13 protein-coding genes are annotated in these 17934 nt (G+C 69.9%); 6 read left to right on the top strand and 7 right to left on the bottom strand.

Annotation, left to right across the window (positions count from 1 at the left end; genetic code table 11):
* Positions 1 to 100 precede the first annotated feature (100 nt).
* From ACQEVO_RS10735 to ACQEVO_RS10720, 4 genes are read left to right on the top strand one after another with little or no spacing between them, the layout of a single operon-like run.
* Positions 101 to 2056 (top strand): hypothetical protein, encoded by a 1956-nt coding sequence (locus tag ACQEVO_RS10735; protein ID WP_432911651.1) that lies wholly within the window; start codon positions 101 to 103, stop codon positions 2054 to 2056.
* Between the two features lie 6 nt (positions 2057 to 2062).
* Positions 2063 to 3514 (top strand): hypothetical protein, encoded by a 1452-nt coding sequence (locus tag ACQEVO_RS10730; RefSeq protein ID WP_432911648.1) that lies wholly within the window; start codon positions 2063 to 2065, stop codon positions 3512 to 3514.
* A complete protein-coding gene (locus ACQEVO_RS10725) occupies positions 3511 to 4977 on the top strand; it encodes a glycosyltransferase (RefSeq protein ID WP_432911646.1) in 1467 nt (488 codons plus the stop codon). The genes ACQEVO_RS10730 and ACQEVO_RS10725 overlap by 4 nt, the downstream gene beginning before the upstream one ends.
* Positions 4974 to 6620 (top strand): ABC transporter, encoded by a 1647-nt coding sequence (locus tag ACQEVO_RS10720; protein ID WP_432911644.1) that lies wholly within the window; start codon positions 4974 to 4976, stop codon positions 6618 to 6620. The genes ACQEVO_RS10725 and ACQEVO_RS10720 overlap by 4 nt, the downstream gene beginning before the upstream one ends.
* A 177-nt stretch (positions 6621 to 6797) precedes the next feature.
* On the opposite strand, the gene ACQEVO_RS10715 is transcribed toward ACQEVO_RS10720, so the two are convergent.
* From ACQEVO_RS10715 to ACQEVO_RS10695, 5 genes are all read right to left on the bottom strand, one after another.
* Positions 6798 to 8702, bottom strand: a complete 1905-nt coding sequence (locus tag ACQEVO_RS10715) for a hypothetical protein (RefSeq protein ID WP_432911641.1) — start codon at positions 8700 to 8702, stop codon at positions 6798 to 6800.
* Entirely contained in the window at positions 8699 to 10672 is a 1974-nt protein-coding gene (locus ACQEVO_RS10710; RefSeq protein WP_432911638.1) for a hypothetical protein, read from the bottom strand. Before ACQEVO_RS10710 ends, ACQEVO_RS10715 begins: the two co-directional genes overlap by 4 nt.
* Positions 10669 to 11952 carry an ABC transporter substrate-binding protein gene (locus tag ACQEVO_RS10705; RefSeq protein WP_432911636.1) on the bottom strand — a complete coding sequence of 428 codons (1284 nt, stop codon included), beginning with the start codon at positions 11950 to 11952 and terminating at the stop codon, positions 10669 to 10671. Before ACQEVO_RS10705 ends, ACQEVO_RS10710 begins: the two co-directional genes overlap by 4 nt.
* A 213-nt stretch (positions 11953 to 12165) precedes the next feature.
* On the bottom strand, positions 12166 to 13314 hold the full coding sequence (locus tag ACQEVO_RS10700; protein WP_432911633.1) for an SPFH domain-containing protein: 1149 nt from the start codon (positions 13312 to 13314) through the stop codon (positions 12166 to 12168).
* Complete coding sequence (locus tag ACQEVO_RS10695) at positions 13314 to 13745, bottom strand: NfeD family protein (protein WP_432911630.1); 432 nt, start codon at positions 13743 to 13745, stop codon at positions 13314 to 13316. The genes ACQEVO_RS10700 and ACQEVO_RS10695 overlap by 1 nt, the downstream gene beginning before the upstream one ends.
* A gap of 171 nt (positions 13746 to 13916) precedes the next feature.
* Between ACQEVO_RS10695 and ACQEVO_RS10690 the strand changes: the two genes are divergently transcribed.
* Together ACQEVO_RS10690 and ACQEVO_RS10685 are read left to right on the top strand one after the other, a co-directional pair.
* The gene (locus tag ACQEVO_RS10690) at positions 13917 to 14744 is read left to right on the top strand and encodes a DUF3097 domain-containing protein (RefSeq protein WP_432911628.1); all 828 of its coding nucleotides are present in this window, start codon (positions 13917 to 13919) and stop codon (positions 14742 to 14744) included.
* Between the two features lie 64 nt (positions 14745 to 14808).
* Complete coding sequence (locus tag ACQEVO_RS10685; protein ID WP_432911625.1) at positions 14809 to 15624, top strand: hypothetical protein; 816 nt, start codon at positions 14809 to 14811, stop codon at positions 15622 to 15624.
* Between the two features lie 305 nt (positions 15625 to 15929).
* On the opposite strand, the gene ACQEVO_RS10680 is transcribed toward ACQEVO_RS10685, so the two are convergent.
* Together ACQEVO_RS10680 and inhA are read right to left on the bottom strand one after the other, a co-directional pair.
* Positions 15930 to 16988, bottom strand: a complete 1059-nt coding sequence (locus ACQEVO_RS10680) for a ferrochelatase (RefSeq protein ID WP_432911622.1) — start codon at positions 16986 to 16988, stop codon at positions 15930 to 15932.
* Positions 16989 to 17013: 25 nt separating this feature from the next.
* Positions 17014 to 17847, bottom strand: coding sequence for an NADH-dependent enoyl-ACP reductase InhA (gene inhA, locus ACQEVO_RS10675; protein ID WP_432911619.1), 834 nt, complete (start codon positions 17845 to 17847; stop codon positions 17014 to 17016).
* Positions 17848 to 17934 lie beyond the last annotated feature (87 nt).

Raw genomic sequence — 17934 nt, 5'->3', positions numbered from 1 at the left:
ACCTCCCGGTTACCATGCACTCGGACTGAGTTACCGCGCAGACGTGGCGGTTCATCGGATACCTCCGGAACCGCCACCGGATAACCGAGGGGTCGTGCCCATGCGGGTTCTCGTACGGATGTCATGTGCTTGGGCGGCCGCGCTGGCACTGGTGTGCACCGCCCCCTCGGCAACCACGCAACCACCCGGAACCGCCGCCGCACCGGCGGGCGAGACCGAATTCGCGGCCCGCGATCTCGGTCTCGGTGAGCCGATCACGCTCCGCGGTGACGACGACGAGGTGCAGCTGGCGATTCCGGTACCGCCCGGGACCACTCCCACCGAGCTCACCATGGCCGTCGATCTGCCGGCCGATCTCGCGCGGGGAACAATCGATGTGGAATCCGGGGAGCGGTTCATCGCCCACGCCGATCTCCCCGCGGGGCCCGCGACGCGGGTCCCGGTGACCCTGCCACTGGACGAGGCAGGCGTCGCGGATCAGGCCGCCACCATCACCCTGCACGTGAACCTGTTTCCCGCGGCGGGCCGCTGCCCCGACGACTGGTTCGACCACGGAGCCGTACTGCGCGAGGTCCGGGTCGGATACGCCGGGACGCCCGAACCACCCACCGTCATCGCCGATTTCCTGCCGCCGATCCTGCAGGAACTCCGCATCTATGTACCGGATACGCCGTCGGACCTCGAGTCCACCGCGGCACTGTCGCTGTCCTCGGCGATCGTCGCCCACTACGGCAGTCAGCCGGTCCGGGTGAGTCTGCGCCGATCGGCGCCGGACGGCTCGGTCACCGAACCCGACGATCCGTTCACCCGCTCGATCGCGATCCGGGCCGGCGGTGACGCGGCCACCACCCTCACTCCGGCCGCCGGGATACCGTGGTTGCTCGTCACCGGTGACGGCGAGGCGCTGCTCGATCAGACCCGGCTGATCACCAGCCGGGTCGCCGATTTCGCGGTCGCCAGCCGTGCCGTCGCGGGCTCGCTGGATCAGGCACCGATCCTGGCGCCGGATACCAGCACGCTCGGCGACCTCGGGGTGGGCACGCTCAGCGCGAGTTCGCATGCCGAGGTCAGCGTCCGGTTCTCGCTCGACCAGTCCCGGCTGGGCCGGCCGACCGGGCATATCCGGGTGAAACTCCAGGGCCACTACACCCCGCTGCCGCCCAGTCAGGCGGGCCAGCTCATCGTCACCGCGGGCGAGCGGGAACTCGCGAACTGGGCGGCGGATTCGTCCGGGCAGATCGACCGCTGGATCGATATCCCCGATGATGTCCTGCAGCGCAGCACACCGGTTCAGGTCACGTTGCGCACCACGGGCGACACCGGCCGCTGCGGTACCGATCAGCCGTTGACACTGACCGTCCTGCCCGGTAGCGAGGTCACCGGCGACGCCGCACCCGGTGGTCCACCGCGCGGATTCCAGGCACTGCCGCAGGGCCTGCTGCCCGTGGTGGAGGTGGCCGCCACGGCCGGTGGTTTCGACGATCTGAGCCGGGCGGTCGCCGTAACCGCCGGACTCCAATCGCTGACCACCACCCGGCTCGATCCGCGCTGGACTCCGGTGTCCGAGGTCGCCGGCGGCACCCGTCCGGCGATCCTCATCGCGGCCGACGGACAGACACCCGAAGGCATATCACCACCACTGGGCAGAACGGACGACACCCGGCTGCAGCTGACCGAAAGCGACGGCACGACAACCCAATTGCAGCTCTCCCCGGACCTGCGGTTCGCCTCGCTGCAGAGCTACTACGACGGCGAGCGTCAGCTGCTGGTCGCCGCGAGCAACGCCGGGCCCGGCGAACTCGACCGCACCCTCGGCTGGCTCGCCGGCCGGCCCGACGGCTGGTATTCGCTCTCCGGCGACGTCGTATTCACCGCCGCCGGACGCGAACCCGTCGATTACAGCCTGCCCGCGCCGGCCGCGGAGACCGGCCCCGAAGCCACCGTCTCGGGGATCATGCGCACGATACTCATCGCCGCCGCGGTACTGCTCGCCGCAGGTCTCGTCGTGGCGTTGTGGTTCGCCGCACGCGGTCGCCGCCGGACGAACCGGCGCTGACCGGCGATGCGCCGCGGCATCGCAGCACCGATCACGCGCCGCGCGGTCCGCTGGACACTGCTGATCGTCCTCACCGCGCTGGCCTTCCGGCGCACACTCGCCGATATCTGGCGGGGTGCGGGAGAGGGCACCTCCATCGGCTACCTGTTCGTCCTGCCGGTTCTGGCGCTCGCGCTCATGCTCGGAGTCCGCCGGCGCCGCAAACCGGTGCTGCCGATCCACGACCGGGAAACCGATGTCATCGTCGGCCTCATCGGCCTGGTCGTGGCGCTGTTCGTGCAGCGGCTGCTGCTCCCCCGCTACGCCCCGTTCTATGAGCTCTTCCATTTCGATGTGCTGGCGCTGATCCTGTTCGTCGTGTCCGGGGCGGTGCTGCTGTTCGGAATGCGGGCCACCATGCGGTACTGGGAAGTCTGGGTGTTGCTCCTGGTGGTCAATCCGGTCGTCTACCGGCTCGTCGCCGTCGCGCTGGGCGGTGGCCTGTTCGCGTATTCTCTGGTGATGATCGTGGCTTCCGCGATCACCCTGGCCTACGGCTTCCACCGCGGCGGGCGCCGGGTGGCCTGGGTCGGCGCGCTGGCGGTGGCGGTCGATTGCGCTGTTCTCGCCACCGCCACGCACTGGATACCCGATATCCGGATATCGGCGGTCCTGATCGGCGTGGTCCCGGTGACCGCCGTCGTGGTGTGCGGATGCGCGCTGGTCCTGCGCGCGCCGCTGCTGCCCGCCGGCGCCGCACCGCCGATCGGCGGCGAGCCGGACGATCCCCGGTATGTCCTCGTGGCGCTGGCCGCGGTCGCGGTGCTGATGACGGTGGCGCCGATGCCCGCGATGTCCGGCGACGAAGTGGCCGCGGGCCCGCCGTATCAGGGCACCACCGGCCTGGTGGTCCCGCCGGGCTGGCGGCAGACCGGCCTGCAGAACCTGGACTGGCCACAGCGCTTTTTCAGCAGCGAGTCGACCTCTCTGCGGCAGACGATCCGCACACTCGAGCCGAATCCGCGCTGGGACACCCTCGACCGCAACCGCACCGCGCAGATCGACCTGCTCACCGTGCGGTACGGCGCGGAGCTCGACGTCACCCCGACACTGATCACCTACGATCTGCGCTACGCACGGGTCAGCAACCCGCCCCGCTCGGTGCCGCTCGGACGCGGTCTCGTCGCCACCATGTACTCGGTCGTCGACGAACGCCTCCACCTCACCTGGAACTACCTCACCTTCATATGGCGGCGGGATGCCGCGCATATCCAGCGCGTGACGGTGATGACCGTCGACAACCACGAACCGGACGCCTATTTCCTGCCGCCGGAGCCGTCCGTGGCGGGTACGGCGGCCGCGATGGTCGCCCTGCTCGCCCGGGGTGTCTCGGCAGTCACGGCGACCGACCCGGAATTCAAGGACGCCGATCTGCTCGAAACGCTGGGCCGGCAACTCGTGGAGGTGCAGCCGTGGTGAACGAGGACCAACCCGGCCGGGACCCGGTGGCCGCGGCTCTGCACGACGCGGTCCACGGGCTGCGGGAACGCCGGCCGGAGTTATCCGCCGCGCAGGTCGTCGTCCCCTGGCAGCGGTCGGTACTGATCGTGCTACTGGCCCTGCTCGCGGTGGGGGCGGTGCTGGCCCGGACGCCGACGCTCATCGCGATCACCGTGGTCTGCACCGGGGCGTATGTATGGACGCTGGCCGACCGGCTCGTTCTGTTCTTCCGCGGCCTCGACGGCCGCAGCATCATCACCGTTTCCGATGCCGACGCCGAGGCCGTCGACGACGACGCCCTGCCCGCCTACACCATCCTGGTTCCCGCGTTCCACGAGCCGGAGGTGATCGGCACCGTGATCGAAAACCTCGCCGCCTTCCGGTATCCGGCGGGCAAACTGCAGATCCTGCTGTTGCTCGAGGCCGACGACGACGCAACCATCGCCGCCGCGCGGGCCGTGGACGCACCCGCGACGCTGCACATCGTCGAGGTACCCCCGGCCGAGCCGCGTACCAAGCCCAAGGCCTGCAATTTCGGCCTGCATTTCGCCACCGGCGATCTCGTCACCATCTACGACGCCGAGGACCGCCCCGACCCGCTGCAACTGCGCCGCGCGGCGGTCGCGTTCGACCGGCTGCCCGCCGACACCGCCTGCGTACAGGCCCGGCTGGCTTTCCACAACGGCGGCCAGAACCTGCTCACCGCCTGGTTCACCGCCGACTACGCGCTGTGGTTCGGTTTCATCCTGCCCGGACTCGTACGCGGGAACGCCCCGATTCCGCTGGGCGGTACCTCCAATCACCTGCGGCGCGATGTGCTCGCCGAGATCGGCGCCTGGGATCCGTTCAACGTCACCGAGGACGCGGATCTGGGCGTACGGATCGCCGGAAGCGGCTACCGGACAGCGGTACTCGACTCGGTTACCTGGGAGGAGGCCAACAGCGACCCGGTCAACTGGATCCGGCAGCGTTCGCGCTGGTACAAGGGCTACCTGCAAACCTGGCTGGTTCATATGCGGCGCCCGCGCAGGTTGTGGCGGACACTCGGCCCGATCGGCTTCGCCCGGTTCACGACTCTGCTCGCCGGTACGCCTCTCATCGCCTGCCTGAACATGCTCTTCTGGCTGATCACACTCGCTTGGTTGCTCGGCCAGCCGTCCGCCGTCCAGGATCAGTTCCCACCGTATGTCTACTTCCCGGCGCTTTTCTGCCTGGTATTCGGCAATGCGGCGGTGCTGTACATGAACCTGGTCGCCTGCCGGGAGAGCCGGTTGACCGTCCTGCTGCTCGCGGCGCTGACCACCCCGCTCTACTGGGTGCTGATGAGCGTCGCCGCGATCAAGGGGGTCTACCAGCTCATCGGCAAACCGTCCTACTGGGAGAAAACCTTCCACGGATTGCCCGGCGCGGATTCGGCGAAGCCGGCGGACGCACCGCGATGAGGACCTCACGCTGGTTGTTCCTGCTCGCCACGGCCGTATACCTGGCCGCCGGCCTGTATCTGGCCGTCGAACCGCACTACATCATGGGCGATTCGCTGAGCCGGGTCTCCGCGGCTCGCAGCGTGCTGTTCAGCCGCGACCCGCATCTGGCCGCCGTCGGCTTCATCTTCACCCCGCTGGCCACCGTCGTGCAGCTTCCCGTGGTTCTGTTCAGCCACTGGTGGCCGGTGCTGACCTCCTGGAATATCACCGCTGTCCTCATGTCGGCGCCGTTCATGGCAGGCGCGGTGGTGCAGATCCGCGGCCTGTGCGCCGACCGCGGCGTACCCACCTGGCTGATGTGGGTACTGACAGCCCTGTTCGCGCTCAACCCGATGATCGTGTTCTACGCGGCGAACGGGATGAGCGAGGCACCGTTCGTCTTCCTGCTGTGCTGGACCGCGCGCCGGCTGATCCGCTGGCTGCACACCGACGATGTGCACGATCTGTGCCTCGCCGCGATCGCGCTGGCACTGGGCTACCTGACCCGCTACGACGCGCTGCCGGTCGCCACCGGGGTGATGGTGTTCGTCGCCGTGGTGACCTGGTTGCGGACACCCGGCCCGCGCCGGCACCGGTTCACCGATACCGCAATGGACGCGCTGCTGGTGGCGGCGCCCACCGGGATCGCGGCCGTGGCCTGGGCGATGACCAGCTGGCTCATCACCGGGGAACCTTTCCAGCAGCTCACCTCCGATTACGGCAACGCGGGCATCGTCGAACAGAGCAGCAGCGGTGGCGGCGCACCGGCGCCGCTGTACGGGCTGCTGTACTCGATCAGCGAGATCATGATCCTCGGGCCGGCGCTCCCGGTCCTGATCCCGGTATGCCTCGCGCTGGCGTGGCGGCGGCGCGACCCGGAGGTACTGGCCGCGGGCATCGTCTTCGGCGCGGTCCTCGCCTTCGCGACCCGCAACTACATGACCGGGACGACCTTCCCGTTCCTGCGCTTCTACATCAGTGCCATTCCGCTGATGGTGGTTCTGGCCTGCCAGCTGGTCCCGCCGAGCGGCGAGATCCCCGCCCGTCGCCCCGGCCGCCATCACCGGCCGCGACGCACCGACCCCGGCCGTGCGGCACTCGCGCCGGCGGTCCTCGCGGCGGTTCTGGTCCTCGCGACCCCGATCGTCACCGGGGCACTGATGCTTTCCCCGACCCTGTCCGTTCAGCAGTACGCCCTGCAGGAGATCGTATTCCCCGATCCCGCCGATACCTCCGCCACCCGCTCCCAGGAGCGGCGAATCATCGCCTCCTTCCGCACCGAACGCGAATTGGCCCGCTACATCGACGATCTCGGCCTACCGGACGCCTCGGTCCTGATGGACACCGTCTACGGATTCGCGGTCTACACCGCGACCGACCGGCCGCATACCTACATCATTCCGTCCGACCAGGATTTCATCACCATCCTCAACGATCCCGCCGCGCACGGGGTCCACTACATCCTGGCTGTCCCCAACAGCGGCCGTGGCGCCTCCGACGCGGTGAATGTCCGCTACCCCACGCTCTACGAAACCGGCGCGGAGATCGCCACCCTCGAACTCGAAATCCCCAATGACGGTGACAACCAGCCGATCTGGCGGCTGTACCGGGTGCGCCCCTGAACCCGAGCCGCTTCGCTCGCCGGGGCCGCGCCTCGGCGACACCGGGCCGCCGTATCGATTGCGCTGCCGCCGGGTCCGGTGGGGAGGTAATCCTGGACCCGAGCCGACCGGATCGCCGTCCGCGCCGTCCCGGTTCATCTGTCGCGAAAGCGGTTCACAGATTCGCGGCCGTCGCTGTCAACGTCGGAAATCTCCGGATTCGTCCGGGACCCGCAGCGGCCGGCGGCCGGTCTGCGGCGGCGTCTCGCCTCGCCGCCACACCGCGGCCTCGTCGCGCCACTCCCGGGCGTAGCGCCGCGCCTCACCGGCGGCTGGGGGCGGATCGTCGCCCAGCACCAGGTCTGCGTGCTCGGGGACCAGCTCCAGCGCCGAACCGAGATGGTGCAGGCAGCCGGCGATACCGCGCGGGTCGCCGAGATACTCGTACAGTCCCAGCGCCCGCTGCCAACTACGGAGTGCGCCCCGGGGTTCGCCGCGCGCCCAGCGCACCGCCGCGTCCAGTTCGTATACCAGCGCCCGGCCTTCGTCGTCTTCCTCCGCGGCCGCGCGCACCGCGGCCAGCTCGAGCCGGTCCGCGGCCGCGTCCAGCCGGCCTTGTGCGATATGCGCGACGGCCAGATTCGTGAGCACCAGCACCTGATTCGTGACGTCCTCCCGCGGCAGCCGCCACCATGCTGCGCGCAGGTCCCTGACCGCTGCGTTCAGCTCGTCCGCGGTGGCCGCGTCACGCAACCGGACCCACGCCGCGCGGTGCTTCGACCGGGCGGCGAGCCCGGTCGCCCGTCTTCGCATCACACAGTGCAGCGCGGTCGACAGCGCCGGCTGCGGATCGCCGGCCGGCGACGCTTCCGAATCGTCACCGGCGACCGGCGCCGACCGATCCCGTGGGTCTGCACCGGCCGGTGAACGCCGGTTTCCCGCCGGCCCGCCGGTCGCCATCGTCGGGGTGTCTCCGTCGCTGCCTGCCGACGCCGGTCCGGTGCTGTCGTTGCCGGCGTCCCGCACCGGAAGTCGCGGTTCGGCATCCGGCACTTCCAGCCGGCGCACCGCCATCAGCCGCCGAAACCAGCGCAGTCCCGAATCCGCGGTCGTTTGTTCCAGGCTCCGCGCCACCGTGGCGGTCCGGTCGCCCGCCATCCCGACCTGGTGCGCATACCAGATATCCAGCGCGTCGGCGATCCGGACCAGCTGAACGACCGTGGCCGAAGGAATGTGCCAGGCGGCGCTACCGCCTCCGGACGGATCGGTTTCCCCCTGTGCTCGCAGGGCACACCGGCGCACGAGTTCCCGGAGGTAGGGCTCTTCCACCGTGAACCAGCGCCGGGCTCCCGGCGCGAACGGGATCGTGGTCAGCGCGACCGCCCAGCTCGACGCCTGATCGGCGCAGTGCGACAGCAGCGCGAACAATGCTGCCTGCCATACGACCCCGGCCAGCGCATCCTCCGCTGCCGGCGTCGCGGGAACCTTCGCCAGCACATGGTGGCCGCCGTGGCGATCCAGGACGCCCCCGTATTCCAGCCACTGCCGCAGGCCGGCCGCCGTGCGCGGATCGCAGTACGGCGCCGGTTCCTCGGCATCCGATGTAGTGGACCCCGCTGCGTCGTCGCCAGGGCCGGGCAGCGAACCCGGGAGCTCGTCGTGCACGGCCGCCACCGCGGCCAGAACGGCGTGCAGGGTCGCGGTGTCGTAGCTGCGCACCGGCAGTTCACGCAGCGCGGCGACCACGTCGCTGTGCCATCCCGCCACCCGGTCCGACCTCGTCGGCCAGGCCATATCCCGCGTATCCGCGGAACCGGCCGGGCGAGCGCCGTCCAGCATCGCCAGCGCGTTCCGGCGGACGGCGAGCCGGATCCCGGCTCGCCGCTGCAATGCAAACCGGTAACCGGAATAGAGCATCGCCAGCGCCACGACCAGCACGGCCAGCCAGCGCAGCCCCGAAGAGACCAGCCGGACGGCATCGCTCTCCCCGAACGAGTTCATCACCAGGTTGCGGCCCAATTCGAGCAGCAGGGTGGTGGCGAGCACGGACAGCCCGCCCAGTACACCCGGCACCACCGAGGATCGCGCTGTGGAGTCGTTCATCGCAGCACCCCGCCGGTGAGCCCGGGGATTATCCAGCGCCGCCAGGTCGCCAGGACCAGAGCGACCGGCAGCACGGCCGAGATCAGGGCGCCGGCCGCGAGTTGTGCGGCGTTCTCGCCGAACTGGCGCGCCTCACCCCACAGCAACAGCGACCACGGCGACGCACCCGCGCCGCTGATCAGCAGTCCGACCACGAAATCGTTCCAGACCTGGACGAATTCGAGCACCGCCACCGCCACCAGCGCCGGACCGGCCGCGGTGAGCAGCCGGCGGCCGATTGTCCCCGGGGCGGCCATCCCTCGCAATGCGTCCGCGGCGGGGCTACCCGGCGGCGCGGCGACGGCACCGCGCAGGATCAGCACCGCGATGGGCAGCCCGGCGGCGACATGCACCAGCACCAGCGGGATCCGGGTGCCGGACAGGCCGTGCTCGTCGATGAATGTATCGAGGGGGCCCAGATACGCCTGTACGGGTAGTACGGCAAGGACGACCAGCGCGGTGACCATACCGCGCGACAACCAGCCCTCCGGTGCGACGGCGAGCCGATAGGCCAGCGGCGCGGCGGCGGCCACCACGACGACCGTCGCGAGGAATGCCACCCACAGGGTCGCCTGGATGGATTTGCGCAGCGCCGGGTCCGCCCACATATCGGTGAAGGCGTGCAGCGACCACCCGTCGGGGCCCTGCAGCGCCACCACCACCAGCGCCACCAGCGGAAGCACCGCCGCCACCGCGACCAGACCGAAACCCAGCAGGCGCAGGGATCCGGCGAATCCGCCCCCGGTACCGGCCCCGACCGGCACCGGATACGGCAACGCCGGGACCGGCGACAACCGCGCCCGGCGCGCGCGGAGGTCACTCTGCAACGCCCACGCGACCATCGCGACCAGCACCGTCAACGGCACCGCGTAGGCCGCCGCTTCGCCCGCGGTGGCCGGATCCGCGGACAGACGCCACCAGTACACGGTGGCACTGTCGAGCCGGTACTGCACCGAACCCGGGACGCCGATCAGCACTACGTCGAACACCCGGGCGGCGGCCACCCCGACGACCAGCCCGGCCACCAGCACCACCGGGCGCTGCAGATCGAACAACCGCAGGTACAAACCGGGGCCGGACCGGCCGTCGAGTCTGCTCCGCCGTACCGGGTCGGCCTCCAGTTCCCGGATACTCGCCCGGAACAGTGCGATCAGGAAACCGAGCCAGGTCCACAGGAACGCCGAGCCGAGCATGACCGCGAACCAGGTCCGGTAACCGGGGAACCCGTCGAATCCGACCTGGGCGCCCGAGTACTGGAAGATGAGCCGGAAGGACACACCGGCGACGAACGCCGAGATTCCGAACGGCACGATCAGCGGGAGCAACCACAGGCCGCGAGTGTTGCGGCTCCACCAGGCGAGCACCATCGCCGCGACCAGCAGTATCGCCGCGAAACCCATCCAGTAAAGACTGCGGGCGTACGGCGGACCCATCCGATACAGACCGAGCACGGCCACCACCGCGATCGCCACCGGAAACGCCCACCGTCGCCCGCCGGGCCGGTCACGGTCCGCCCACACCACGGCCGCCACGAACACCGCGGCCAGGCCCGCGGATGCCGCTACCGGCCACACCCGGGTCCGTACCGCCAGGACCACAGTGGCGACCACCGGGATCAGCAGCATCGTCAGCAACAGCACCGCGGGTGTACAGGCGAGTCGGCTGATCCCCCGCGCCGGCGGGCTACCGGGCACGAGCGGGCCGCGCATCCGCATGACCGGAAGTTCCAGATCCAGGCCGTGGGCCCGATAGATCCGCACCCGCCGCACCGTTTCCGCCGCGCCCTGGGTGCCGGTCGCTGCCGGCGCCGCCCCCGACCGGCTCGCGCCCGGTACCGAATCGGGGGGTTCCGTACCGGCTGCCGGCCCCGCTACATCACCACCGGCCGCCGGTGACCGCGGGGCCTGGTCGCCGGGTTCCTCCGAGGTCATCGCCACCCCCGTTCGAACCGCGCCAGGGTCGCGACCGCGGTGTCGGTGGCCGCGTCCACATCACCACCGGCATCACCCACAGTGATCAGGAAATCGGTGAGCACCCGCCACATCCCCTCCCGGCCGCCGACGGCACCGATGCGATCGGACAGGTCGAACGCGGGCCAGGTCCGCAGTGCCGCGGCCGAATCGGCGGTCCAGGGCGAATAGTCGGCCCTGGTGTACGCGTTCGGGCCGAGGAACCCGCCGATTCCGTGTATCCACGGCAGCGGCGCCTGGGGATCCGCCAGTGCGCGCACCACCTCGCCGGCGCGCGCTCCCGCGGCGGCGGTGAGCACCATGACGTCTCCCCCGACGATGCGCGGCCGCTCCCGGCCCGCCGCCACCGCCGGAAACGGTACGACACCCACCACGGATTCGGCACGCCGCGCCCGGCGCAGCGCATCCCGTACCACCGGTTCGGCGAAATCGGGTGCCGCCACCGCCAGCGCGCGGCGATGTTCGAACACATCTCGTATCGCGTCGGCGAATTGCCGGACCAGCGCCGTCGCCACCCCGCCCGGCAGCCCCTCCCGGATACCCCACAAGGTACCGAGCCGGCCGAAAGTGGTGCGGACCGCCGCGTTGTCCCAGTCCCGCTCCCCGGTACCCAGCGACTCGTACACAGCCGGTGATTCGGCCAGCAGCAGATTCTCGAACAGGTCGGTCAGCACCCAGCCGTCCGCGGCGCCGAGCGCCAGGAACCGCCGCCCGGTGCCCGCGAAGCGGCGCACCTCCGCGGCCCAATCCAGCAGCGTCCAGTCCGCCGGAGCGCCCGCCCGGAGTCCGGGAAGGGCTTCCCGGTCGTACCAGACGAGCGATTTGCCACTGGCTTTGAAGGGAATCCCGTATGGCCGGCCGCGGTGGTAGCACAGTTGCCGCCAGTGGTCGGCGTAGCGCGGCCCCTGCGCATCGAACCACAGCTCGTCCGGAACCGCGCGCAATCGCCCGTCCACCACGAGGTCGCGGACCAGACCGGCCTGCGGGAGCATGACGATATCCGGCGCCGAGCGGCCGCGGGCGGTCAGCGCGGTGTAGATCTCGTCGCCGAGCGGCACGACCTCCACGGGTTCCGGCAGCCGCGCGGCTGCCAGCACCGACCGGAACGCCGCCAGTTCCGGTCCGCTCCAGGACACCGCGATCCGCACCGATCCCGGAGCGCCGAGCAGCACATCCGGTGAGCACGCCGCCAGCAACGGCAGCGCCGCGGCAGCCCGGAGAACGGTGCGACGTGTCGTCACGGTCCCCCCGAGTTCCTTTGTCCAGCAGAGGTTCCGATTATTACCGATCGGCGCGACGGTGTCGGGGGATTCGACCCGAAATCCCGGCCGGGAGCCTTCGCACGGTGCTCCGAAGCCGGCAGTCCGGCTGTTATCCGCTGTCCGTCGATCCGTTTCGATACGGACACGCCGAGGGCGCGGCCGCACGGCGGTCCGGCCCGGGTCCGCGGGCTCCTACCGGGATGGGCCCCCGGGGTCCGGTTTCGTGGTGTTCACCGGCGCCGCGGTGTCCACGGGTGTCCGGGCGACCGATTCCGCGGCCCGCACGGCCCGCTCGACAGCCGGATCGGTGCTGGTGTCGAACCAGTCCGCCACCTCGTCGGAATCGTCCTCCGGTTTACCGGGCACCTCCTCGTCGGTGGGCGGCTCGTAGCGGAAAACCCCGTCGTCGCCGCGGGTGGCGAAATTCTTCGCGAAACCCTCGAGCGCCTTACCGAAATCGCTGGGCACCAGCCACACCTTGTTCGCATCGCCCCGGGCGACCATGGGCAGTGTCTGCATGTACTGATACGCCAGCAGCTCCGGGGTGGGTTTTCCCGATTTGATTGCGGCGAATACCTTTTCGATCGCCTTGGCCTGCCCCTGCGCCTGCAGGTAGGCGGCGGCGCGCTCACCCTGGGCGCGCAGGATACGACTCTGCCGTTCCCCTTCGGCGGACAGGATCGCCGATTGTTTCGCACCTTCGGCCGAGAGGATCTGCGCCTGTTTGGCGCCCTCGGCGGTTTTGATCTGCGATTCCCGGGTGCCCTCGGCGGTGAGGATCATGGCGCGCTTCTCCCGGTCCGCCTTCATCTGCTTTTCCATCGATTCCTGGATCGACGGCGGCGGGTCGATCGCCTTCAACTCCACCCGGGCCACCCGCAGGCCCCACCGGCCGGTCGCCTCGTCGAGGACCCCGCGCAGCTGATTGTTGATCTGGTCGCGGGAGGTCAGGGTTTCCTCCAGGGTCATCCCGCCGACCACATTGCGCAGCGTGGTGACGGTGAGCTGTTCCACCGCGGCGATATAGTTCGAGATCTCGTAGACCGCGGCCTTCGGCTCCATGACCTGGAAATACACCACCGAATCGATCTGCAGGGTGAGATTGTCCTGGGTGATCACCGGCTGCGGCGGGAAGGACACCACCCGTTCACGCAGGTCGACCTTGGCGCGGATGCGGTCGACGAACGGGACCAGGAACGTCAGCTGCCCCGATACCGTGCGGGTGTAGCGGCCCAATCGCTCGATCACCGCCGCCTCGGCCTGTGGTACCAGCGCGATCGATTTGACAACCACCAGCGCCACCAGCACCACCAGCGCGGCGACGATTATCAACGCAGTCATTACGGGCCCTTCCAGACGACAGCGGTCGCCCCGTCGATCTTCATCACATACACGGTCGCGCCCTGCGGGTACTCCTGCCCCGGGTCCAGGGACCGGGCGCTCCAGATCTCACCGCCGAGCTTCACCCGGCCGTCGTGTTCCCCGACCGGTTCCAGGACCAGCGCGGTCTTCCCGGGGAGCGCGTCGGCATTGGTCGGTGTCGGCGGCGGAGTCCCGAAGCGCCGCAACAGGGCCGGCCGGACACCGAGTAGCAGTACCACCGCGGAAACAGCGAAAACCACGGCCTCCACCACAACGGGGGCTTCGGTCAGGAAGCTCACTCCGGCGGTCAGCAGCGCGGCGGAACCGAGCATCAGCAGCGTCAGTTCACCGACGAACATCTCGGCGGCCGCCAGCAGTACACCGGCGACCAGCCAGACAACAGCGGCCACCTCACCCAGCGTAATCGACACCGCGAACTGCCGGAGCTCATCCGCCGGGCGGCCACGGCGCCCCAGCGGTGGCGATATACGGGCGTAATCTTCGCCGCCGGCGCGGCCGGGCGGCCGACACCCCGCACCGGCAGCCGCCGCGCACCGGCCCGATGCGCTACTTTCGGGCCGGTGAGCGATCGATACGGCGATATCTTCTCCGGCCATCCGCGCACCGCGAAACGGTCCGTCCCACAGGTCGTGGCCGAACCCGATCTCGTGGTGGAAGATGCGGCCAGCGGTTTCTGCGGCGCGGTGGTGGGGTTCGACCGCAGCTACGACGGCGATTTCGTGAAACTGGCCGACGCCCGCGGGGCGGTGCGGCTTTTCGCGCTACGCGAAGCCGCTTTTCTCATCGACGGTGCGCCGGTGACGCTGCTGCGGCCCACGAGACCCGCGCCCGCGAAACCGGCCCGTTCGGCTTCCGGCTCGACCCGGGTCGACGGGGTGCGCGCGAAAGTCGCGGCGCCCAGCCGGATCTGGGTGGAAGGTGTGCACGATGCGGCATTGGTGGAGCGGGTCTGGGGTCACGATCTGCGGGTCGAGGGGGTCGTGGTGGAGCATCTGGAGGGGCTCGACAATCTGGCCGGCCGGCTGACCGAATTCGGGCCCGGCCCCGGTAAACGAGTCGGTGTGCTGGTCGATCATTTGGTCACCGGGTCCAAGGAATCACATCTCACCACCGGGCTCGGCGAATACGTACTCGTCACCGGGCATCCGTATATCGATATCTGGCAGGCGGTGAAACCCGCGGCCCTCGGAATTGCGCAGTGGCCGCAGGTTCCGCGCGGCGAGGACTGGAAAACAGGTGTCTGCCGGCGGCTGGGCTGGGGCACACCGCAGGACGGCTGGCGCCGGGTGTATTCGGCGGTGAATTCGTTCCGTGATCTGGAGGCTCCGCTACTCGGTGCGGTGGAACGTCTCATCGATTTCGTCACCGAACCGGGGCAACAATTCTAACGTGTGCGGACAGCCTGCGCAGACGCTGCCCGCCGGTCGCGGCGACCCTTTATGCTCGATGATTATGTGCTCTCCCAGTGCCACCCTCACCCTGTGGGCCGGTTCCTGGCTCGCGGGCCGCAGCGCGCCCGACGACGTCCTCGAGGCGTTGCACGCCTGGGCGCCGCGGCACACCCTGGCGGCCGGTGATCCGGTCACCGGCGGGCGCACCGATCTGCCGTGGTCGGCGCTCGGAGAGTCACCCGGGACGGCAGTGATGCCGTTGCTCAAGATGATTCGCGAAACCCTCGCCGCACCGGGGGCGCAGCTGCGGCTGGTCCTGCCGGTGCCCGGCGATGTGCGCGGCCTGCCGATCGGCACCGCCTTCGCCACGGATGCGATCGAGGCGGGTGAAGGGCTTCTCATCGGTGTTCCGGGAACCGAGGGTACCGGGCTCATCCCGTATCACACCGACGACTCCACCCTGCAGTGGACGGTCTACGCGGTGCCGATGCCGCCCGCGGCGGGGCCCGATATGTCGCTGGGTGAGGCCGAGTACGCGATGCGGGAAGCCGTCCGCGACGCCGCCGACGCGCTCATGCGCCTGCATACGACGGGCTTGGGCGGGGGCGATTCCGATCCGCGTGAACTCATCGAAGCCGAACTGGCGGACTACTCCCGCCACACCTACCCGGACTATGTCCCGCTGCGGGCCAAACGCATCCTCGACACCGCCGACCATGTGGCGGCGATCCTGACCGTCGCCCAGCGCGAACCCGCCTCCGCGCCGACCTCGGCCACCGCCGCCACCGCCCACGAATCCCTGCTGCGCCCGCTGTGGGACGCGATCCGCGCCGCCCGCCTCGTCGCGGTGCACACCGCGGCCCCGCCGTCGCGCTGAGTGTTCCACGGTCCTCCGAGCACCGCCGGGCACATTTCCGGCTCTGGTCCGCTATCTCGCTGACGCCCCGGACGGGAGCCGGACGCCACACCGGTTATCCAACCGCCACCCCGTGCTCGAGTCGGGCGAATACTGCCCACGCCGGACACCGGAATGTCTTCCCGGGGTCTGCAATGCCGCGCGACCGCCCGAAGCTCCGGACTGCGGATATACCGGCGATCACGGCGTCCGGGCGCACCTCGGCGGCTTCGCGCGAACGGACGCGGGCCGACCGACCCGATGCGCCGGCCGCGCTCCTGCGCGGACTATCGGACCGCAGGACGGCGAACCGGCGCACAACAATCGACGGCACACAGCGCACCGTCGGCCGTGCCGCCGTAACCGGGCGCCTCGCCGAGGCGGCGGGGCGCGGTCTCGCGCACCAGTTCCTCGATCAATTCCACCACCATGGCGGCGAATCGGCTGTCGGTGCCCGGTGTCGCCGCACGGGCGAACGCGATACCCAGTTCGGCGGCCTTCGCGGCGGCTTCGTTGTCGAGATCCCAGAGCACCTCGAGGTGATCGGAGACGAAACCGATCGGGCAGACGATCACGGCGTCGAAACCCTTGTCCGGCAACGTCTCCAGGTGGTCGACGATATCCGGCTCCAGCCACGGCACCTGCGGTGGGCCCGACCGCGACTGCCACACCACGTCGTAATCGCCGAAGCCCGTTTCGGCGGCACACAATCGGGCCGTTTCGGCGACCTGCCGACTGTAGAGCCGGCCGCCGTCCGCGGGTGGCCCGGCCGCGTTGTCCGCGGCGACCGGCACCGAATGCGCGGTGAACACCAGCCGGGTGCTGTCGAGCCGGTCGGTGGGTAGCGACGCCCGGGCCGCCCGCACGGCGTCGGCGAAGGCGTCGATCAGCAGTGGATGGTCGAAATACTGGCGCAGTTTAACTAGTTCCGGAGCACCGGCGCCGACCGCCGTGCGGGCGCGGGCGATATCCTCGTCGTACTGCCGGCAGCCCGAGTAGCCGCCCCAGGCGGAGGTCGGGAACACCAGGGCCGAACGCACCCCGTCGGCGGTCATCCGGGCCACCGTGTCCTCGACCAGTGGGTGCCAGTTGCGGTTGCCGAAGTACACCGGCAGGTCCAGCCCGGCCCGGGCCAGCTCCCGTTCCACCGCGGCGATAATGGCGCGGTTGCAGGCGTTGATCGGGGACACGCCGCCGAAGTGCAGATAGTGCTCGGCGACCTCGGCCAGCCGTTCGGCGGGGACACCGCGGCCGCGGGTGACGTTCTCCAGGAACGGCAGCACCTCCTCCGGACCCTCGGGTCCGCCGAAGGACAGCAGCAGTAACGCGTCGGCCGCGCGGGCCACGGCGCCTCCTTCTCGGCTCGGGTGATCAGTCCAGCGGCATGTTCTCGGGGAACCAGGTGTTGTGGCTGGCCCCGCCGTCGACGTAGATGATCGATCCGGTGGTCGCGGGCAGCCAGTCCGACAGCAGCGCGACGATCGATTTACCGACCACCTCGGCCCCGCCGTCCCAGCCGATCGGGGAGGCACCGTCCCAATAGGTGTCCAGCTGTTTGAGCTGTTTGGCATCGTCGGTCGCGGTCCCGGCGATCGCCTTGGCGGCCAGCGTTTTGACCGGCCCGGCGGCGATCAGGTTGGACCGGATCTTCTTGGCGTACCCGACCTCACGCGCCACGTACCGGTTCACCGATTCCAGCGCGGCCTTGGCCACGCCCATCCAGTTGTAGTACGGCATGGCGGTCCGGGGGTCGAAATCCATTCCGACGATCGAGCCGCGCTCGTTCATCACCGGCAGGACCGCGCGCGCCAGCGCCGCATAGCTCCACGCCGAGATCTCGAAGGATTTGGCGGCATCGGCGCTGGGGCCGTCCAGGAACGGTACGGCGTCCGGGCCCATCAGGGTCTTCGGGGCGAACGCGATCGAATGCAGGACACCGTCGATGCCCTCGGGCGCGAGGCGGCGCAGCTCGTCGGGAAGTTTGTCGAGATCTTCCTGATTGGTGACATCGAGCCCGATGGCCGGCGGCACCTCCTCGGGCAGGCGCTTGGCGATCCGGTCGATCAGCCGCAGGCGTTCGGTGAGGCCGGTGATGAGCACCCGGGCCCCTTCCTTCTGCGCGATCGCCGCCGCGTGGAACGCGATGGAGGCATCGGTGATGATGCCGGTGACGAGGATCGTCTTGCCTTCGAGCAATCCGCCCATGAGTTCTCGGTTCTCCCTGATCTGTGTGTTGGGTGCCGCGCGCGGCCGCCGTCGGCGATGCGCTCAGCGCGCCGCCGGCGCGGCGTT

It is taken from the genome of Nocardia sp. CA-290969 (genome assembly GCF_050936135.1).
Taxonomy (GTDB): Bacteria; Actinomycetota; Actinomycetes; order Mycobacteriales; family Mycobacteriaceae; genus Nocardia.
Note: the sequence above shows the minus strand (reverse complement) of the source record. Positions and strands in the feature narration are given on the sequence as shown.

What these genes read in the sequence shown, in the direction of transcription:
- inhA (WP_432911619.1), bottom strand. Translation starts at nt 17,847, where the DNA reads ATGGGCGGATTGCTCGAAGGCAAGACGATCCTCGTCACCGGCATCATC.
- ACQEVO_RS10720 (WP_432911644.1), top strand. Translation starts at nt 4,974, where the DNA reads ATGAGGACCTCACGCTGGTTGTTCCTGCTCGCCACGGCCGTATACCTG.
- ACQEVO_RS10735 (WP_432911651.1), top strand. Translation starts at nt 101, where the DNA reads ATGCGGGTTCTCGTACGGATGTCATGTGCTTGGGCGGCCGCGCTGGCA.
- ACQEVO_RS10710 (WP_432911638.1), bottom strand. Translation starts at nt 10,672, where the DNA reads ATGACCTCGGAGGAACCCGGCGACCAGGCCCCGCGGTCACCGGCGGCC.
- ACQEVO_RS10685 (WP_432911625.1), top strand. Translation starts at nt 14,809, where the DNA reads ATGTGCTCTCCCAGTGCCACCCTCACCCTGTGGGCCGGTTCCTGGCTC.
- ACQEVO_RS10730 (WP_432911648.1), top strand. Translation starts at nt 2,063, where the DNA reads ATGCGCCGCGGCATCGCAGCACCGATCACGCGCCGCGCGGTCCGCTGG.
- ACQEVO_RS10715 (WP_432911641.1), bottom strand. Translation starts at nt 8,702, where the DNA reads ATGAACGACTCCACAGCGCGATCCTCGGTGGTGCCGGGTGTACTGGGC.
- ACQEVO_RS10700 (WP_432911633.1), bottom strand. Translation starts at nt 13,314, where the DNA reads ATGACTGCGTTGATAATCGTCGCCGCGCTGGTGGTGCTGGTGGCGCTG.